The organism is Streptococcus sp., from assembly GCF_030528045.1.
Lineage (GTDB): Bacteria > Bacillota > Bacilli > Lactobacillales > Streptococcaceae > Streptococcus.
The window spans coordinates 1-17240 of record NZ_JAUMZR010000007.1; the positions used below are offsets into that span (position 1 = coordinate 1).

Here is a 17240-nt window from a genome sequence, read left to right on the forward strand (position 1 = left end):
TTCGTCTCCTCTCGCGCTTAGTTATAGGTCACCCACTACAGTTGACATAGAGCCTATAAAAGTAGCGCATTGATTCTTTTTGGCCAAAAGGTCCAGTCAACTCTTGCCATTTTTCTTCTAGGTCAAGAGAATGTCGAATAGCGTCTACGGTTCCTTCCCCACCATCGCCTACAGGGCAAAGCAGACATTCTACATCTGCTATCGATTTTTGGAATCCTCTTTTTATAGCTTGAGCGACCTCTTCTGCCGTCAAACTTTCTTTAAAAGAATCGGGTGCAATTACAATTTTCATAGTTCCCTCTCATTCTAAGAAATCAATCAAAGGTAGAACTTCCAAAAAATCCCTCGTATCTAGATGACAAGCTATCTCTGTTTTTACGACCTCTTTGGCACAAAATGCAATACCATGTCCTGCTGACTTTAACATCAAGAGGTCATTGGCACCATCACCGATGGCAATCGTTCTTTCTTTGGGAAGTTTCAGTTCTTTTTTCCATTTCTCAAGAGTATCTTGTTTTACTTGACCTGTCACAATTTCACCAACTAGTCGACCTGTTAAAAAACCGTCTTTGACTTCTAACTGATTTGCAGAGTAATAAGGGATCCCAAGAGACTTTGCTAATCTCTCAACTATTGGTGCAAATCCACCAGACACTAGACCGACTAGAATACCCTTCTTTTGAAGTATGGAGATAAATTCTTGAGCATTCTTAGACAGATGAATGGATTTGAAGACAGTATCAAAGACTGAAATCGGAAGACCTTCTAACAAAGCCACTCTCGCTCGTAAGCTTGTTTCAAAGTCCAGTTCGCCTCGCATTGCCTGGCTTGTAATCTGCGATATTTCTTCTTCGCAACCTGCTTCTTTTCCTAAAAGATCAATCACCTCTTCTGCTATCAGGGTGCCGTCAACGTCCATGACACACAAGCCTTTTACTTGAGACATAAGCTTTCCTTTCTAAACAGCCCAAAAATCGTATGAAAGAATCATACGATTTTATCTATTAGTTGACTAAACTATGGTACAAGTCCAGGTAAGATTTGCAGGCTGTATCCCATGAGAAATCACATTCCATAGCTTGTTTTTGTAGATTTCTCCAAACTTCCGGTTGGTACTTATAAACATCCAAGGCTGTTTGGAAACTCCAGTTAAGCCAGTAGGGTGTTAAATTATCAAAGCTAAATCCAGTACCAGTTCCTTCGATCGGATTGAAGGATTGAACCGTATCACGCAAACCACCAACCTCATGAACCAATGGTAGAGTTCCATAGCGCATCGCCATCATTTGAGACAAGCCACATGGTTCAAAACGACTTGGCATGAGGAAGAGATCACAAGCTGCGTAGATTTCTTGAGCAAGTTTGACGTCAAAAGTGATATTTGTCGATAGCTTGTCAGGATAGACTTGAGCAAACCAAGAGAAGGAATGTTCAAAAGCCGGGTCACCTGTTCCTAAAAGGACTATTTGAACGTCCTCCTGTAAGAAACGATGCAAGCTTTCTACCACAACATCAAAACCTTTTTGGCGTGTCAATCGAGAGACAATCCCAACTAGTGGAACATCTGCTCGCACAGGCAACCCAACTCTCTCTTGCAATTTTGCTTTGTTTTGAGCTTTTCCAGACAAATCTTCCTTATCAAAATGATAGTCTAAAAGTGGGTCTGTTTGAGGATTATAAAGATCTGCGTCAATACCATTAACTATACCTGAAACCTTACCTGACTCCATCCGAAGAATCTGGTCCAAACCGCAACCGAACTGACTGGTCATAATCTCATGCGCATAGCTAGGAGAAACGGTTGAGACACGATCTGCATAGAGAATACCAGCTTTCATCCAGTTGAGACAATCATTCCAGCGAAGGGTGCCATCAGCATAGCGTTCAAAGCCCACACCGAACAAATCCCACAGCATTCCTTCAGAAAATTGACCTTGGAATTCCAAATTATGAATAGTTAAAACGGTTCTGATTCCTTGATATGCCTGAATCCAATGGTACTTTTCTTTTAACAAGAAGGGAATCATGGCTGTGTGGTAATCATGAACATGGAGAAGGTCAGGGATAAAGCCGATGCGTTCCATGGCTTCAAGAGCAGCCAGTTGGAAAAAGGCAAAGCGTTCACCGTCGTCAAAATCACCGTACACATGACCACGGAAGAAATAATACTGATTATCAATGAAGTAGAAAGTAACCCCATTCAAGACCGTTTTCTTAATACCACAGTACTGTCTACGCCATCCTACACTAACTTCAAAGTGGAGAACATCCTCTATCTGGTCGCCGAACTTAGCTTCTACCATATCATAATAAGGTAAGAAAACCGCAACTTCGTGTCCTGCTTTTACAAGTGATTTGGGAAGCGCGCCAATGACATCGCCCAACCCACCTGTTTTTGAAAAGGGTGCTCCTTCTGCCGCTACAAATAAAATTTTCATGAATAAATATCCTCTGTTACTGTTTCACCCTTCTTAACTACAACTGGATGTTCTGCTGTGCCTCGAATGACAACACCGTCCGCAACCTCAACTCCTTTGTCTAGAATGCCATATTCAACTTGGGCACCCTGACCAATCACAACTCGAGGGAATAAAATGCTGTCCTTCACCACACTATCCTTGTGAACATAAATGTTACGAGATAGGACTGACTGAACTACCTCACCCTCAATGATACTACCCGAAGCGAACTGAGAAGTACTTACTTTTGAAGTATTCGCATAGTAGGTTGGTTCTTCATTCTTAACTTTTGTATAAATCTTTTGATTTGGTGAGAAGAGTGAGTAGAATTTTTTAGATTCAAGCATATCAATATTTGCTTGATAATAGGACTGTACTGAATGAATATTTGCTAAGTATCCTGTGTATTCGTAAGCAAAAGCTCCTTCTTTTACAGCCAAATCGCGGAGAACATAGCGCAACTTTTCAGGATATTCTTTCTGAGCCTCTTCTTCAAGTCGTTCAATCAACCAAGGAGTGTCCACAACAAAGATATCTGTAGACATATTGAAGAGTTCATCCGTAGATTTGTTATCAAAGAGTTTGTGCGAACGAACATGGTCTGTTTCATCAATTTCCAAGATAGCATTCACATCAGAAATGTCTTTCTTAGGAAGTTTCTTATATACAACTGTGATCGGACCATTCGTTGTATTGTGTAGGTGGAAGACTTGATTCAAATCAATATTCACCAGCACATCGCAGTTAATCGAAACGGTTTGGTTTGAACCTGAACGTCTCAAGTAGGTAAGAAGCTGTTGGTAATACTCTTTTCCAACTGTACTGCTTTCAACACGAGTATTGTAAATTCCTAAATAGTAGTGACTTAGAAGTGTTGACAAGCCCCATTCACGACCTGAACGGATATGGTCGAAGACTGAGCTGATATTATCTTGTTGGAAAATACCAAAGATACTACGAACACCTGCATTTGCAAGACTGGAAAGGGGGAAGTCAATCAAACGGTATTTCCCACCGAAAGGCAAGCTAGCTACCGGACGGTGTTCTGTTAACGTTGACATATCATGAAAACCAACTGTGTTTCCTAAAATGGCTGAATATTTATCAATCTTCATCTGTTGCTACCCCCACTACTTCATTGTATCCTACTACTTGTACTTCGTCAGTTCCGTCAATCTCTACACCGTCAGCAATAATGGCACCCTCACCAATAATAGCACGAGTAATCTTTGCACCTTTTCCGATAATGGCACCACTCATGATTACAGAACCTACTACTTCAGCCCTCTCACGTACTTGCGCCTCTGTTGAGAGAATGGAATGCTTAACAGTTCCATCCACGAGACAGCCATCCACGACCAATGAATCTTCAACGTGTGCATGCGCACCAAAGTAGTTTGGTGGTGAAATCAAGTTCCGTGAGTAGATTTTCCACTGACGATCACGACTATCCAAAGCGTTGTTTGGATCAATGTATTCCATATTGGCTTCCCAAAGTGACTCAATCGTACCAACGTCTTTCCAGTAACCATTAAATTCATAGGCAAAGACACTTTCACCAGACTCGAGATAGTTAGGGATAACGTTCTTACCAAAGTCTGACATATCCACATTGCTCTTTTCAGCAGCAACAAGCATATTACGAAGCCGTTTCCAGTCAAAAATATAAATCCCCATAGAAGCCTTTGTAGACTTAGGTTGCGCAGGTTTTTCTTCGAATTCAACAATACGGTTATTGGCATCTGTATTCATGATACCGAAACGGCTAGCTTCTTTGAGAGGTACGTCTAGGACAGCTACTGTCAAACTGGCATTATTATCCTTATGGGACTGAAGCATATCATCGTAGTCCATCTTGTAGATGTGGTCACCAGAAAGAATCAAAACATACTCAGGATTAACACTGTCGATGTAGTCAATGTTTTGGTAGATAGCGTGACTAGTCCCTTCAAACCAACGGTTTCCTTCGCTGGCTGAATAAGGTTGTAAAATAGAGACACCTGAATTGATACCATCCAATCCCCAACTAGAACCATTTCCAATATGGTTGTTCAAAGCAAGAGGTTGGTACTGCGTAATCACACCAACATTATGAATTCCAGAGTTTGCACAGTTGGAAAGAGCAAAGTCAATGATACGGTAGCGCCCACCGAATTGCACTGCCGGTTTGGCAATGCTTTGAGTGAGTTTTCCGAGACGTGTTCCTTGCCCACCCGCAAGGATCAAAGCTAGCATTTCATTCTTCATTTTCTACTCCTTTATAAAGTCATGTGAACGTTAAAATCGAAAGAAGGTTGGAAGTCAAACTTTTTTATAAAAATAATAGGAAATCCATTTCTTTTGTGTTTCAAGTCCAATACAAGTACATCCGTTTTTAAAATCTAAAAAATTATCATCAACAGCCCATTATTCTTTTTTCTTATCTGGTTTCAAACGACGTTTAATCTTCCAGATACTTGCTCCCATAGCTGGCAAGGTGAAGGTCAAGGTCTGCTCATAATCCTTCCATAAACCTTCTTGAGTCTGAACTGTTTGATTGTGCTCTTTCCACACACCTCCCCATTCTTCTAATTCTGTATTCCAAACTTCTTCGTAAATACCTGCAACAGGTAAACCAATCGTAAAGTCCTTACGTTCAACTGGTGCCATATTAAAGACACAGACTAACATTTCGTCCTTCTTGCCCTTACGAATAAAGGAAAGGACACTCTGATCTCTATTATCAGCATCGATAATCTCGATACCATCATAACTAGTATCAATTTCCCAAAGACAGCGATGGTCTTTATAGAATTGATTGAGTTGAGAAGTAAAATGCTTCATCTTGGCATTCATCGGATCTTCTAGATTAGACCATTCCAACTGCTCCTCAGACTTCCACTCTAGGAATTGCCCGTACTCACTACCCATGAACAAGAGTTTCTTACCTGGATGACAAATTTGATAGGTGTAGAGGTTGCGCAGACCAGCGAACTGATTGTAGCGATTCCCCCACATCTTGTGCATCATACTCTTTTTGCCATGAACCACTTCATCGTGTGAGAAAGGTAGGAGATAGTTTTCATTGAAAACATACATAAAGCTGAAAGTCACAAGATTAAAGTCATACTTACGATAAATCGGATCTTCCTCGTAGAAACGGAGAATGTCGTTCATCCAGCCCATATTCCATTTATAGTCAAATCCAAGGCCACCCATTTCTTTCATACCAGTAATCTTTGTCGCTGATGAACTTTCTTCTGCAATCATCATGATGTCTGGATGAGCTAACTTAATCACTGTGTTCAACCGTTGAAGGAAATAATAACCCTCGTAGTTAAGGTTTCCACCATCTTTGTTTGGAGTCCAAGGAGCATTATCATAATCTAGATACAGCATATTGCTCACTGCATCGACCCGAATACCATCTAAGTGGTAAAAATCAATCCAGAATTTAATACTTGAAATCAAGAAAGACTGGACCTCATTTTTTCCGAGGTCAAAATTCAGAGCACCCCAACCATAGTTATGAGCCTTGTTGTGATCTTGGTATTCAAAAGTTGGTGTACCGTCATAATATGCCAAGGCATCATCATTAATGGTGAAATGACCTGGAACCCAGTCTACGATAACACCAATGTTATTTATATGACACTCTTCAACGAAATCTTGGAATTCCTCAGGTGTACCATAGGAATGTTCAAAAGCAAAGTAACCCATAAGTTGATAGCCCCAGCTCAATCCAAGTGGGTAAGCCATTAAAGGCATGAACTCAATATGTGTATAGTTCATCTCAACTAAGTATGGAATCAACTCGTCTTTCAGTCGCGAAAACGTATAGGGACTACCATCTGGATTTCTCTTCCAAGACCCTGCATGAGCCTCGTATATATTAACTGGTCTCTCGAAAAATCCCAGACGTTTGCGACGTGCTAACCAAAGGCCATCTTTCCATTTCTTTTCACGGATATTGGTCAGAACTGCTCCTGTACCCGGTCTAGCTTCAAAATAAACTGCCAATGGATCGATCTTCATAATCTGATGACCATTTGCACGTGTGATATGATATTTGTAAATCTGACCTTCCTGAGCTTGACTCGTAAAAACTTCCCAAACACCTGCTTCATTACGAACCATGGGAATCTGATTCTCAACCCAATCGGTAAAATCACCAACTAGATGAACTGCTTGTGCATTTGGGGCCCAAACCCTAAAGGTATAGCCTTTTTCTCCGTTTTCCTCCTCTCTATGCGCTCCTAAATAATGCTGGAGGTGAAGGTTCTCACCCGTAGTAAAGGTTCTTAATGCTTCTTGATTATTCATTCAATCCCCTTTCTTTTGTAAGCGTTTTCTATAATTCTATTATACACTCTTTTAAGATAACTTTCAAGTAATTTACGAAGAAAATCATATTTTTTTATGAAAGCCTTCAAAAAATTACCTAGCATTTTAAAAAAGATATCCAGAAAATAGAACACGAAATGATTTACATATTTTTTTTATTATAATAGCAGAATATTCGTTTTTTATCAATTTCAAACCGTATTTTTTTGAAAAAAATAAAATCAGGAAGTGATTTTCCTGATTTTATAGATTATTTCACATCAAAAACAATGGATTTAACATTTGTCATCGCTTCGATACTATATTTAATTCCTTGCACTCCTGCACCAGAACCTTTTACACCAAGGAATGGGAAATTATCTGGTCCACGTTGTGTTTTATTATTAATATGAACGGTACCAACTTCAAGTTTTTCAGCAATTTCAAATGCCTTCTTAAAGTCATTTGTAAAGACTGAAGATTGAAGACCGAATTCTGATTCATTAGCAATTTCTACCGCTTCATTAGCATCTGAAACTCGAATAATTGGAAGAACAGGTCCAAATGGTTCTTCCCAGGCTAATTTCATATCTCTTGTGACATAATCAAAAAGTCCTGGCCAAATGAGATTATTCTCACGTTTGATTGGACTGAGCGCTTTGGCTCCTTTTTCTTGAGCGTCTTCAATCAATCCCCAGATGAAATCAGCTGAAGCATTATCAATAACAGGTGTGATATCTGCATTGTCAAATGGATCGCCCACTGTTAGCTTAGCAACTTCAGTTTGGAGCAATTCAGCCAATTTGTCAGCTACGCTTTCCACAACCAAAACACGTTTGATAGCGGTACAACGCTGACCAGAGTAGCTAAAGGCACCACCTACGATTTGCTTAGATGCATTTTCTAAATCTGCATCTTCTAAGACAATTGCTGCATCTTTCCCACCAAGTTCAAGCATAATTGGGCGCATACCAGCTAAACGACCGATACGCTCACCAATCGGTGTTGAACCTGTAAAGTTAATGAAATTTACTTCCTTGTGTTCGATGATGTAGTCTCCGATTTCAGAACCACGTCCAGTGATGGTGTTAAAGACACCTGCTGGGATTCCGGCTTCGTCAAATGCTTTAGCCAACAAGAGACCAGAAATAGATCCTTGTGTCGGTGGTTTAAACATAACGACATTTCCTGCAATCAAAGCCGGAGCAATCTTAGATCCAGAAAGGTTTACTGGGTAGTTAAATGGCGCGATAGCTAACACCACTCCAACTGGCTCACGACGAACAACGGCTAGTTTATTTTTACTTGCAGCTTCAAAACCGCCACCTTCCATTGCTTGTCCAGTGATACGGAGACCTTCCTCGGCAGCAAAACGAATCAATTCTGCTGTACGTACTACTTCTCCAATGGCTGCTTTAATCCCTTTTGCAACCTCTTTAGCAAGAATTGTACCAATTTTTTCTTTATCAAGTTCCAAAATGTCTGCTGTCTTATGCAAATAAGCTGCACGCTCAACGGGTGCTAAATCACGCCATGCTTGGAGAGCTGCACGCGCAGCTTTCATCGCCTCATCTACTTCAGCCTGACTCATAGCTGGTACTGTACCCAGCTTTTCCTGATTGATGGGAGAATAGATGGCAATTTCATTCTCTGATGATTTCCATTTTCCATTCACTAAATTCTGATAATTTGTCAAATTCTCTTCCTCCTGAAAATGATTAAAACTTATTTTATCAAATTTTCAGAAAATTACAACCCCTTTTGGGAAAATATTGATATTTTTTTCACAAACTTGATTCTTCAAATTATTTGAAATTTATTCCTATTAGATATTGGTTTTTCAATAAAAATCAAAAAAGGTCTAGTTTTAACTAAACCTTTTTGTGGCATTTGCTAAGAAAGTACCTTCAAGACTGCAACGCTGATATCATCAATCACATTAGACTCTTTAGAACGACTATTGGACACCAGCATTTCAAGATTTCCCGCATTTTCAAAGTAGAAGGAAGTTCCCTTGGCATTGAATACAACCAATAAGTGCCCTGATTCACCATGAATCTCGTAAACAATCCACCCACTATTTTCAGCAGCTGTATGGACGAAGACATGACGATAAACTTCTTCGTATGTAGGGTAGGAGAAAGCACGCGTTTGTGTTTTTAGGCGAATAATCTGGCGAATAAAGTCAATGCTCTCTTGTCTCTCATTGATTAAATCCCAGTTGACCTGATTGACACTATCTGGAGCATTGTAACTATTCATGGCCCGTTCTCTATCTGCCGCAGTCAGCTCACCATTTTTTCCTGTAGCAAGGAGTTTGGTGCGGCCAAATTCTTGGCCCAGCTCTATAAAGGACATGCCTTGCATAAGAATGCTCATCGCTGTTGCTGTTTCGACCTGACGCATAATCTTATCTGAACTGTGATCTGGATGAAGGGTTACTAACAAATCATGCAAGTTGTAATTATCATGGGCTTGCACATAGTTAAGAACTTGGTTTGGACTAAGATATGAACCCAACTCTCGGCTACCAAGAATAGCTTTGGCTACAATCGGTTCTGTAGCTGCACCACTAACAAATCCTGCCTTGATTGAGCCATAAACTTCTCCTCCTTTGATGGCATCACGCTGATCATCATTGAAGAATCCAATATTTGGCATCTGGTAGGCATTGTCCTTCTTGGCCTTGTCGTAAGGTGCAAGACCGGTCCCCATATCCCAGCCTTCTCCATAAGTGATAATACGTGGATCAACTTCATCAAGTGCCCAACGAATTGCCTGCATGGTTTTGACATCGTGAATTCCCATCAAGTCGAAACGGAAACCGTCAATATTGTATTTTTTCACCCAATAAAGGAGTGAGTCAATCATGTACTTACGGTACATTTCGTGTTCGCTTGCGGTTTCATTTCCAACACCTGTTCCGTTTTGGAAGGTTCCATCTGGATTCATACGATAGTAATAATCAGGAACAGTTGTTTGGAAAGGTGCATCGACCGTTGAGAAGGTATGGTTGTAAACGACATCCATAATGACACCGATTCCCGCATCATGATATGCCTGAATCATGGTCTTGAGGTCTCGAATAACCTGTCCAGGATCATCTGGATTGCTAGAGAAACTTGGTTCTGGTGCATTGTAGTTTTGAGGATCATAGCCCCAGTTATAGGTTACATTTCCATCCTCATCATATTCCTTATGGCGATCAAAGATTGGTTGGAGCTGAACATAATTACAGCCGAGTTCTTTGATATAGTCAAATGCTGTTGCTTGACCATACTGGTTAACCGTTCCAGTCTCGGCAGCCCCAAGGAAGGTTCCTCGAAGGTTTTCTGGAACTCCAGATGTCGGCGATTTTGTAAAATCACGAATGTGCATCTCACAAATAACTGCTTTACATGGGTTTTCCAAACGCCAAGGAGCGTCTGTCCCATGTTTGACTTCGAATCCTTCTACTTGTCTATCTTGTTGAGAGAGAATGACGGAACGTTTTCCATCAGGACTTGTAGCGATAGTGTATGGGTCTCGTGTCAAGGTCTGGTGGTGCGGAAACTCAATCTGATACTGATAAGCTTTACCTGCAAGATTTTCATCCAGGTCTACACTCCAAACACCAATGGTATTGTACTTATGACTATATGAATAGCTATTCCCACGATCAAGATTAAAGGTTTTCCAAATCGGCGCGTCGTTGCTTGTATTTTCATAAACGACCACTTGGACAGCTGTAGCTGTTGGAGCCCAGAGTTTAAAGCTTGTCTGGTAGTCTGAAATACTATAACCTAACTCTCCTTGGTATCCCCAATGATGATCAAAACTTTCACTGTGAAAAGCTTTATCAAAAGCAAACGGGTTTCGATCTTTATAGTAAGGACTAGCAATGGCTGGATTTTCAGAATAATAAACCGTCTCATCACCATCTAAGATCCAAACCTCAGTCAACAGTGGATAATAGTTAAACCGTAGGAGATAATCTTTTGTCTTTCCATCTATTTCGACAGAAAAGGTCAAAGTATCGAGCCTTTCTGCACTTGTGACTGTAAAGGAGAATTTTGCTCCAAAATAGTCATTTTCATAATACAAATTTTCTTTAACATCTGCCTGTTTTCTACTGAATGAACAAGCATCATAATCCCCATTCTTTCGGTGAAAATGGATGACTACTGGGTATCTATACATTTTTTTCCTAATTTCTAATTTCAATTTAAATTTTTTATGTGGTGCTGAAGAATTTAACCGGAATTTCAGCACTATAGAGAATAGTTTAATAGATATAAAAACACATCAGGAGAGATAGTTCCAGACTATCTAACATCTAGTTTTAAACTATTCTTTACAAACTTTCTAGCCAGACCTCATCTCGAACTTCGATACCAAGTTCTTGTGCTTTTTGGAGCTTGCTTCCTGCATCTGCTCCTGCTACGACAAGATTCGTTTTCTTAGATACACTGCCTGTGACTTTGGCACCGAGGCTTTCGAGTTTACTTTTGGCTTCAGAACGTGTGAGACGTTCCAATTTCCCCGTGAGTACAACGGTCAAACCTGACAAGGCCGCATCTGCCACTAGTGTCTGTCCTTTGTAGTCCAGATTGACTCCAGCTTCTTTCAACTCGTCTAAGAGAATCTTTGATCTTTCTGTAGCAAAATAAGTCTGAAGACTTTGAGCAATCACACTACCCAAGCTTTCAATACTTGCTACTTCCTCAGGATCAGCTTGAGCTAGATTTTCAATAGAGTGGAAATGTTGGAGCAAGAGTTGGCTAGCCTTGCTTCCGACATGGCGAATTCCCAGACCAAACAAGAGCTTTTCAGCAGAGTTTTCCTTGGATGCTTGAATGGCCTGATACAGTTTAGAAGCAGACTTTTCCTTGACACCTTCTAAAAGGTGGAAATCATCTTCTTTCAAACGGTAAATATCTGCCACATCTTTGACTAAATTGGCAGCAAAAAGCTTTTCAACGATAGATGGACCAAGTCCTGTAATATTCATAGCGTCTCGAGAAGCAAAGTGAATCAAACCTCCCATGATTTGGGCAGGACATCGTGGATTGATACAACGAAGAGCCACTTCATCTTCAAAGTGAAGCAACTGGCTATCACAACTTGGACAGTTAGTCGGAATATCTAGTTTTTCTTCAGAAACACGCTTGGACTCTACCACACGCAGAACAGCAGGGATGATATCTCCAGCCTTATAAACGATAACCGTATCGTCTTTTCGGATATCCTTTTCAGCAATATAATCCACGTTATGAAGGGGTGCACGACTAACAGTAGTCCCAGCAAGCTGAACAGGTGTTAGATTGGCAGTTGGGGTCACAACACCAGTACGACCTACTGTCCAGTCAACTGAAAGGAGTTGAGCTTCTTTTTCTTCAGCAGGAAATTTATAGGCGATTGCCCACTTGGGCGCTTTAACAGTAAAGCCAAGCTCTTCTTGACCTGCTAGGTCATTGACTTTGATAACCACTCCATCAATATCGTAAGGTAGATGTTCCCGTTCTTGTCCTACTTCTTGGATGAAATCCCATATCTCATCTATGCTTTTAGCCAAAATTCGTTTAGGATTAACTACAAAGCCAAGCTGTTCAAGATGCTTCAAGACCTTTTCTTGGCTATCACGAGTAGAAGGGCTGGCTTCTTGATAGAGGAAAGTCGCAAGATTACGCTTGGCCACTACTGCTGTATCCAACTGACGAAGGGTTCCTGCAGCTGCGTTACGAGGATTGGCAAATTCAGGCTCTCCATTTTCTTGGCGAGCTTGGTTGACCTGGTCAAATGAAGCGCGTGGCATATAGCACTCTCCACGAACAGTGATATCAAGCTCTTCTGGCAAGGTCAAAGGAATATCCTTGACACGCTTGAGGTTCTCTGTGATATTTTCACCAACAGAACCATCCCCACGTGTCGCACCGACTACCAAAATTCCCTTTTCATACGTAAGCGAGATAGACAAACCATCGATTTTCAGCTCACAAATATAGGTCGGTTGGGGTAATTCTTTTCGCACACGCGCATCAAAAGCTTCTAACTCTTCACGTGAAAAAGCATCCTGCAAACTGTATAGAGGATACTGATGACTGTATTTTTCAAAACCATCTAAAACCTTACCACCAACACGATGGGTCGGACTGTCCGCTAAAACTTGATCCGGATAGGCGGCTTCCAATTCGACCAACTCTCGGTAGAGGCGATCATACTCACTATCTGAAACCGAGGGATTGTCACTCGTATAGTACTCGGTCGCATAGCGGTTAAGTAAGGCAACTAACTCATTCATTCTTTCATTCATATTCCCATTTTACCACAAAGCAAGCCCTCCTCACAATAGAGAAGGACTGAAAAATGATTCGTAGTGAAATATTTTCTAAAAAAAAAGAAATTATAACTCTTTTTTAAAATGACTTCGCACATAAACGAAGGATAAACAAGACAGGATGATAACACCGCTTCCAATTATCAGAAAAGAAGAGAGATGGACACTTGGTAGCACCGTCATAAAGCCTTTTGCAATCGGCATAAATAGGATGGCTAAGGTAAAAATTGTGCTTAGTACTCTTCCCAAGTATTCCCCCTCAACCTTGGTTTGAACCTGAGTAAAAAAGTGAATGTTAAATATCGTCATAAACAGTTCACAAACTAAATTTCCAGAAAAGGAAAGAAAAGTTGGCAGTGGTAACCCCATCATAAAAACTCCAACTCCAGTCAAGGCCAATAGAATCAAAAGATTATAAACACCTGCATTTATTTTGCTAGCTAGAAGAGCTCCGATAATCGAACCAATAGCGCCCATAGTCAAAATAGTTGCATAAGCTCCTTCTATCCCGTATAGTCGATTTGAAAAAGGGAGGAGAAATTCAAAAGCTGCAAAAAAGAAATTAACACTGGAAGCAACTACCAAAAGGAAAAAGATTTCTTGCTGGTGCCAGATATAGCCGAGTCCTTCTTTCATATCAGCAAAAATATTTTCCCAGCTGAAAGTCTTTTTCTCTTGTTCCTGAGTCTCTTTTTGGGGGAGAAAAGCTACTAAGGTAAATGCGATGAAAAAACTAATGGCATCTAAAACGAGCGTCATATGGAGACTGGCAAATTGTAAAACGAGAAAAGAAAGCACCGGAGAACTGACTCCTACAACCTGTAAAACTAACTCCAAGCGAGAGTTATAGGTCACTATCTCGTCTTTCTCTACAACCTCAGTTATAATGGCTTTGTTAGCTGTACGAGAAAATGCAAAGGCAACCGCCTGAACAATATTGGCAAAAATCAAGGTAGCAATCATCAAGCTATCATTTCTGATGAAAGAAATAGCTAAACAGAGAATACCACAAATCAAGTCTGTCGTCATCAAAATTTTGCGACGCGAAAAGCGATCTGAAATCACTCCGCCAAAGGGATTGACTAGAATCGATGTGACGAGTTCAGAAATTTGATAAATCCCAAGAACAGTCTGTCCTATCGTTCCCATTGATGCCAACCAAACACTATTTCCATAGTCATAGAGCATATTTCCTATCTTATTAATAGCCCCACGACTAATCAACTGAATTGCATGTCGATTCATATAAAAAACTCCTTTCAGTTTTGAAACTATTGTATCAAAACTGAAAGGAGTCCTTTCGATTTTCCCTTATTTGGGAAATTTAAGCATTTACAAATTTTTCATAATGTTCCTGATAGTAAGCCACTTGCTCTGGAAGTCCAAGCACATCAAAAATATGCATGGCTTCCTGCATCTGACTACAACCTTCTTCTTTCAAGTCTCTCTGGTAGAGGGCAAAACCTTTAAGATAATGGAAGATATTGCGCTCATAAAGCTTGATACCATTTCCAATCAACTTCTCCACATAGCTCTCAAAATAGTCCGCATCCGTAAAGGAACGGTTTTCCAAACAATGTTGGTAACAGTTGAGAGCTAAAATCAAAACAAGTTTTCGATGCCGACCAATTTCTTTGTAGTAGTATTCTCGCTCCATGACTTCTCTGCCAATCCGAGCCACATAGTCCACATTGTAGAAAGTATAGAGATTCCCGAAAAGAATCAACTCATACATAGTCCATTCTTCTGTTTGAAAAAGATAATCTGATACCTTTTCCAAATCACCCTGACTCATCGTGTAACGAGCATCTCTTTGACAAATCAGTCCTTGTAGCAGAATCCAATTCAGCTCAAAATAGAGGGGATTGGTCGAACTCTTTGCTTTCTCAAGCTGTTCCTTTTGAATCTTTTGAAAACCTGCAATATCATTTGAGTAGTAAAGCGGAATAATCTGTGCGATTAAGGCAACATGTTCATGATTTTGAAAATCCCTAGCCTTGTCCATGAAATTTTCAATAGTCACATGAATATTGTCCAAAATCTCAAAGAAACGAGAAACTGCTAGATCAGACTCCCCAAGCTCGAAGCGAGATAATTGAGAGGTTGAACATGATTCACCTGCCGCCTCTTTTAAGGAGTACTTCCCACTTGTTCGAAATTCACGAAATACCTTTCCAAGATGTTCCATTTCTTACACCTGCTCCGACAATTCTTCCCACTCAAGCATAGCTTCCTCCTGACGATGGCTGATTTTGTCCAGTTCAGTCTGCAATTCCATGAGCTTTTCAGCATCGTTGGTTTCCAGCATTTGTTCAGAAATGGCTTGGCTTTGACTTTCTAGCTCTTCGATTTCAGCCTCTAAACTCTCTATTTGGCGCATGAGCTTACGGGCTTCTTTCTGACTTTCTTTCTGAGCTTGGTAGTCATTAGCTGGGCTTGCTTCTTTTGCTTGATTGCTAGTTAAAGCTTCTTCTGTCTGGCCGTCTTCCATTTCAGCCTTTTTATCAACATAGTAGTCATAATCTCCTAGGTAGAGGGTCGAACCATTCTCAGACAATTCCAAAACATGAGTTGCCACACGATTGATAAAGTAACGGTCGTGACTGACAAAGAGCAAGGTCCCATCAAAGTCAATCAAGGCATTTTCCAAGACTTCCTTGCTATCAATATCCAAGTGGTTGGTTGGCTCGTCAAGGATCAGGAAGTTGTTGTTTTCCATAGACAATTTAGCCAAAAGTAAACGAGCTTTCTCGCCACCTGACAGCATGCCAACTGATTTTTTAACATCATCTCCTGAGAAAAGGAAAGCACCTAGGCGGTTGCGGATTTCAACTTCAGGTGTCAGTTTAAAATCATTCCAGAGTTCATCGAGTACAGTATTACTTGGTGTTAGCTTACTTTGAGTCTGATCATAGTATCCAACCTCAACATTGGCACCAAAACGCTTCTCTCCCTTGATAAAAGGGATCTGGTCCACAATAGACTTGATAAAGGTTGATTTCCCGATACCGTTTGGTCCAACAATCGCAACAGCATTCATCTTACGAAGGTCGAGATCGATTGGCTCTGAAAGTATTTCCCCATCATAGCCAATAGCTGCATTTTCAACAGTCAGGACAACATTGCCTGATGTTTTTTCCGTCTGGAAGGTCATGTTGGCTGATTTCTTGCCAGCTTCAGGCTTGTCCAAACGCTCCATTTTTTCTAGTTGTTTACGGCGAGATTGAGCACGTTTGGTCGTTGAAGCTCGGACTAGATTGCGATTGACAAAGTCTTCTAGAGCAGCGATTTCCTTTTGTTGCTTTTCATAGTTTTTTGCCTCAGTAGCTAGCTTTTGCTCCTTTAACTCAACAAAACGAGAGTAATTGCCCACATAACGATCCAAGGAATTCTTAGTCAAATCGAGTGTAACCGTCGCAACCTTGTCCAAAAAGTAACGGTCGTGACTGACAATAATGAGGGCACCGCTATAGTTCACCAAGTAATTCTCTAGCCAGGCAATGGTTTCAATATCCAAGTGGTTGGTAGGCTCGTCCAAGACCAAGAGATTGGGCTTTTCAAGGAGCATTTTAGCCAGTGCAAGACGAGTATTTTGACCACCTGAAAGCTCAGCAATTTTCATCTGCCACATAGACTCGTCAAACTTGAAACCATTCAAGATAGCGCGGATATCAGCTTCGTAGGTAAAGCCACCAGCCTGGCGTAAATTCTCTGATAAACGATCATAATCCGCCATCAGTTTATCTAAGTCTTCACCAGACTTTTCACCCATCTCCAACTCCATCTGACGCAGTTGTGTCTCTGTCCGACGCAAGTCATCAAAGACGTAAAGCATTTCATCGTAGATGGTATTTTCAGACTCAAAACGGCTATCTTGGGCTAGGTAAGATAGAGAGATATCTTTTTTCTTATTGATTTCTCCACTAGTTGGCTCCTCTTCTCCAACCAAAATCTTTAAAAGAGTAGACTTACCTGCACCATTTTTCCCAACAAGAGCAATTCGGTCTCGTTCATCTACCTGCAGATTAATATTATCAAAAAGAACCTCACCAGCAAAAGATCGTTCAATTTTATTAGCTTGTAAAATAATCATATCTCTATTTTACTATCTTTTTCTCTTTTGCACAATTACAACGAAAAAAGTTCGAGTCATAAACTCGAAC

Annotated in this window: 11 protein-coding genes and 1 pseudogene; all 12 read right to left on the reverse strand. The window is 40.6% G+C overall.

Annotation, left to right across the window (positions count from 1 at the left end; all coding sequences use genetic code 11):
• Positions 1-58: 58 nt before the first annotated feature.
• Positions 59-292, reverse strand: a pseudogene (locus tag Q4A91_RS02235) (glycerate kinase); the annotation flags it as partial.
• 9 nt (positions 293-301) lie between these two features.
• Positions 302-946 (reverse strand): phosphoserine phosphatase SerB, encoded by a 645-nt coding sequence (serB, locus tag Q4A91_RS02240; protein ID WP_303204404.1) that lies wholly within the window; start codon positions 944-946, stop codon positions 302-304.
• Positions 947-1004: 58 nt separating this feature from the next.
• Complete coding sequence (gene glgA, locus Q4A91_RS02245) at positions 1005-2438, reverse strand: glycogen synthase GlgA (protein ID WP_303204405.1); 1434 nt, start codon at positions 2436-2438, stop codon at positions 1005-1007.
• Complete coding sequence (glgD, locus tag Q4A91_RS02250; protein WP_303204406.1) at positions 2435-3574, reverse strand: glucose-1-phosphate adenylyltransferase subunit GlgD; 1140 nt, start codon at positions 3572-3574, stop codon at positions 2435-2437. The genes glgA and glgD overlap by 4 nt, the downstream gene beginning before the upstream one ends.
• Positions 3564-4706 carry a glucose-1-phosphate adenylyltransferase gene (locus Q4A91_RS02255; protein ID WP_303204407.1) on the reverse strand — a complete coding sequence of 381 codons (1143 nt, stop codon included), beginning with the start codon at positions 4704-4706 and terminating at the stop codon, positions 3564-3566. The genes glgD and Q4A91_RS02255 overlap by 11 nt, the downstream gene beginning before the upstream one ends.
• 159 nt (positions 4707-4865) lie before the next feature.
• Positions 4866-6761 (reverse strand): 1,4-alpha-glucan branching protein GlgB, encoded by a 1896-nt coding sequence (gene glgB / locus Q4A91_RS02260; protein ID WP_303204408.1) that lies wholly within the window; start codon positions 6759-6761, stop codon positions 4866-4868.
• Positions 6762-7032: 271 nt separating this feature from the next.
• Positions 7033-8457 (reverse strand): NADP-dependent glyceraldehyde-3-phosphate dehydrogenase, encoded by a 1425-nt coding sequence (locus Q4A91_RS02265; protein ID WP_303204409.1) that lies wholly within the window; start codon positions 8455-8457, stop codon positions 7033-7035.
• 197 nt (positions 8458-8654) lie between these two features.
• Positions 8655-10940, reverse strand: a complete 2286-nt coding sequence (pulA, locus tag Q4A91_RS02270; RefSeq protein ID WP_303204410.1) for a type I pullulanase — start codon at positions 10938-10940, stop codon at positions 8655-8657.
• Between the two features lie 154 nt (positions 10941-11094).
• Positions 11095-13053: an NAD-dependent DNA ligase LigA gene (ligA, locus tag Q4A91_RS02275; RefSeq protein ID WP_303204411.1), complete on the reverse strand. Its 1959-nt coding sequence runs from the start codon at positions 13051-13053 to the stop codon at positions 11095-11097.
• A gap of 90 nt (positions 13054-13143) precedes the next feature.
• Positions 13144-14322, reverse strand: coding sequence for an MFS transporter (locus Q4A91_RS02280; RefSeq protein WP_303204412.1), 1179 nt, complete (start codon positions 14320-14322; stop codon positions 13144-13146).
• Positions 14323-14401: 79 nt separating this feature from the next.
• Positions 14402-15265, reverse strand: a complete 864-nt coding sequence (locus Q4A91_RS02285) for a MutR family transcriptional regulator (protein WP_303204413.1) — start codon at positions 15263-15265, stop codon at positions 14402-14404.
• 3 nt (positions 15266-15268) lie between these two features.
• Positions 15269-17170, reverse strand: a complete 1902-nt coding sequence (locus tag Q4A91_RS02290) for an ABC-F family ATP-binding cassette domain-containing protein (protein WP_303204414.1) — start codon at positions 17168-17170, stop codon at positions 15269-15271.
• Positions 17171-17240: the final 70 nt, after the last annotated feature.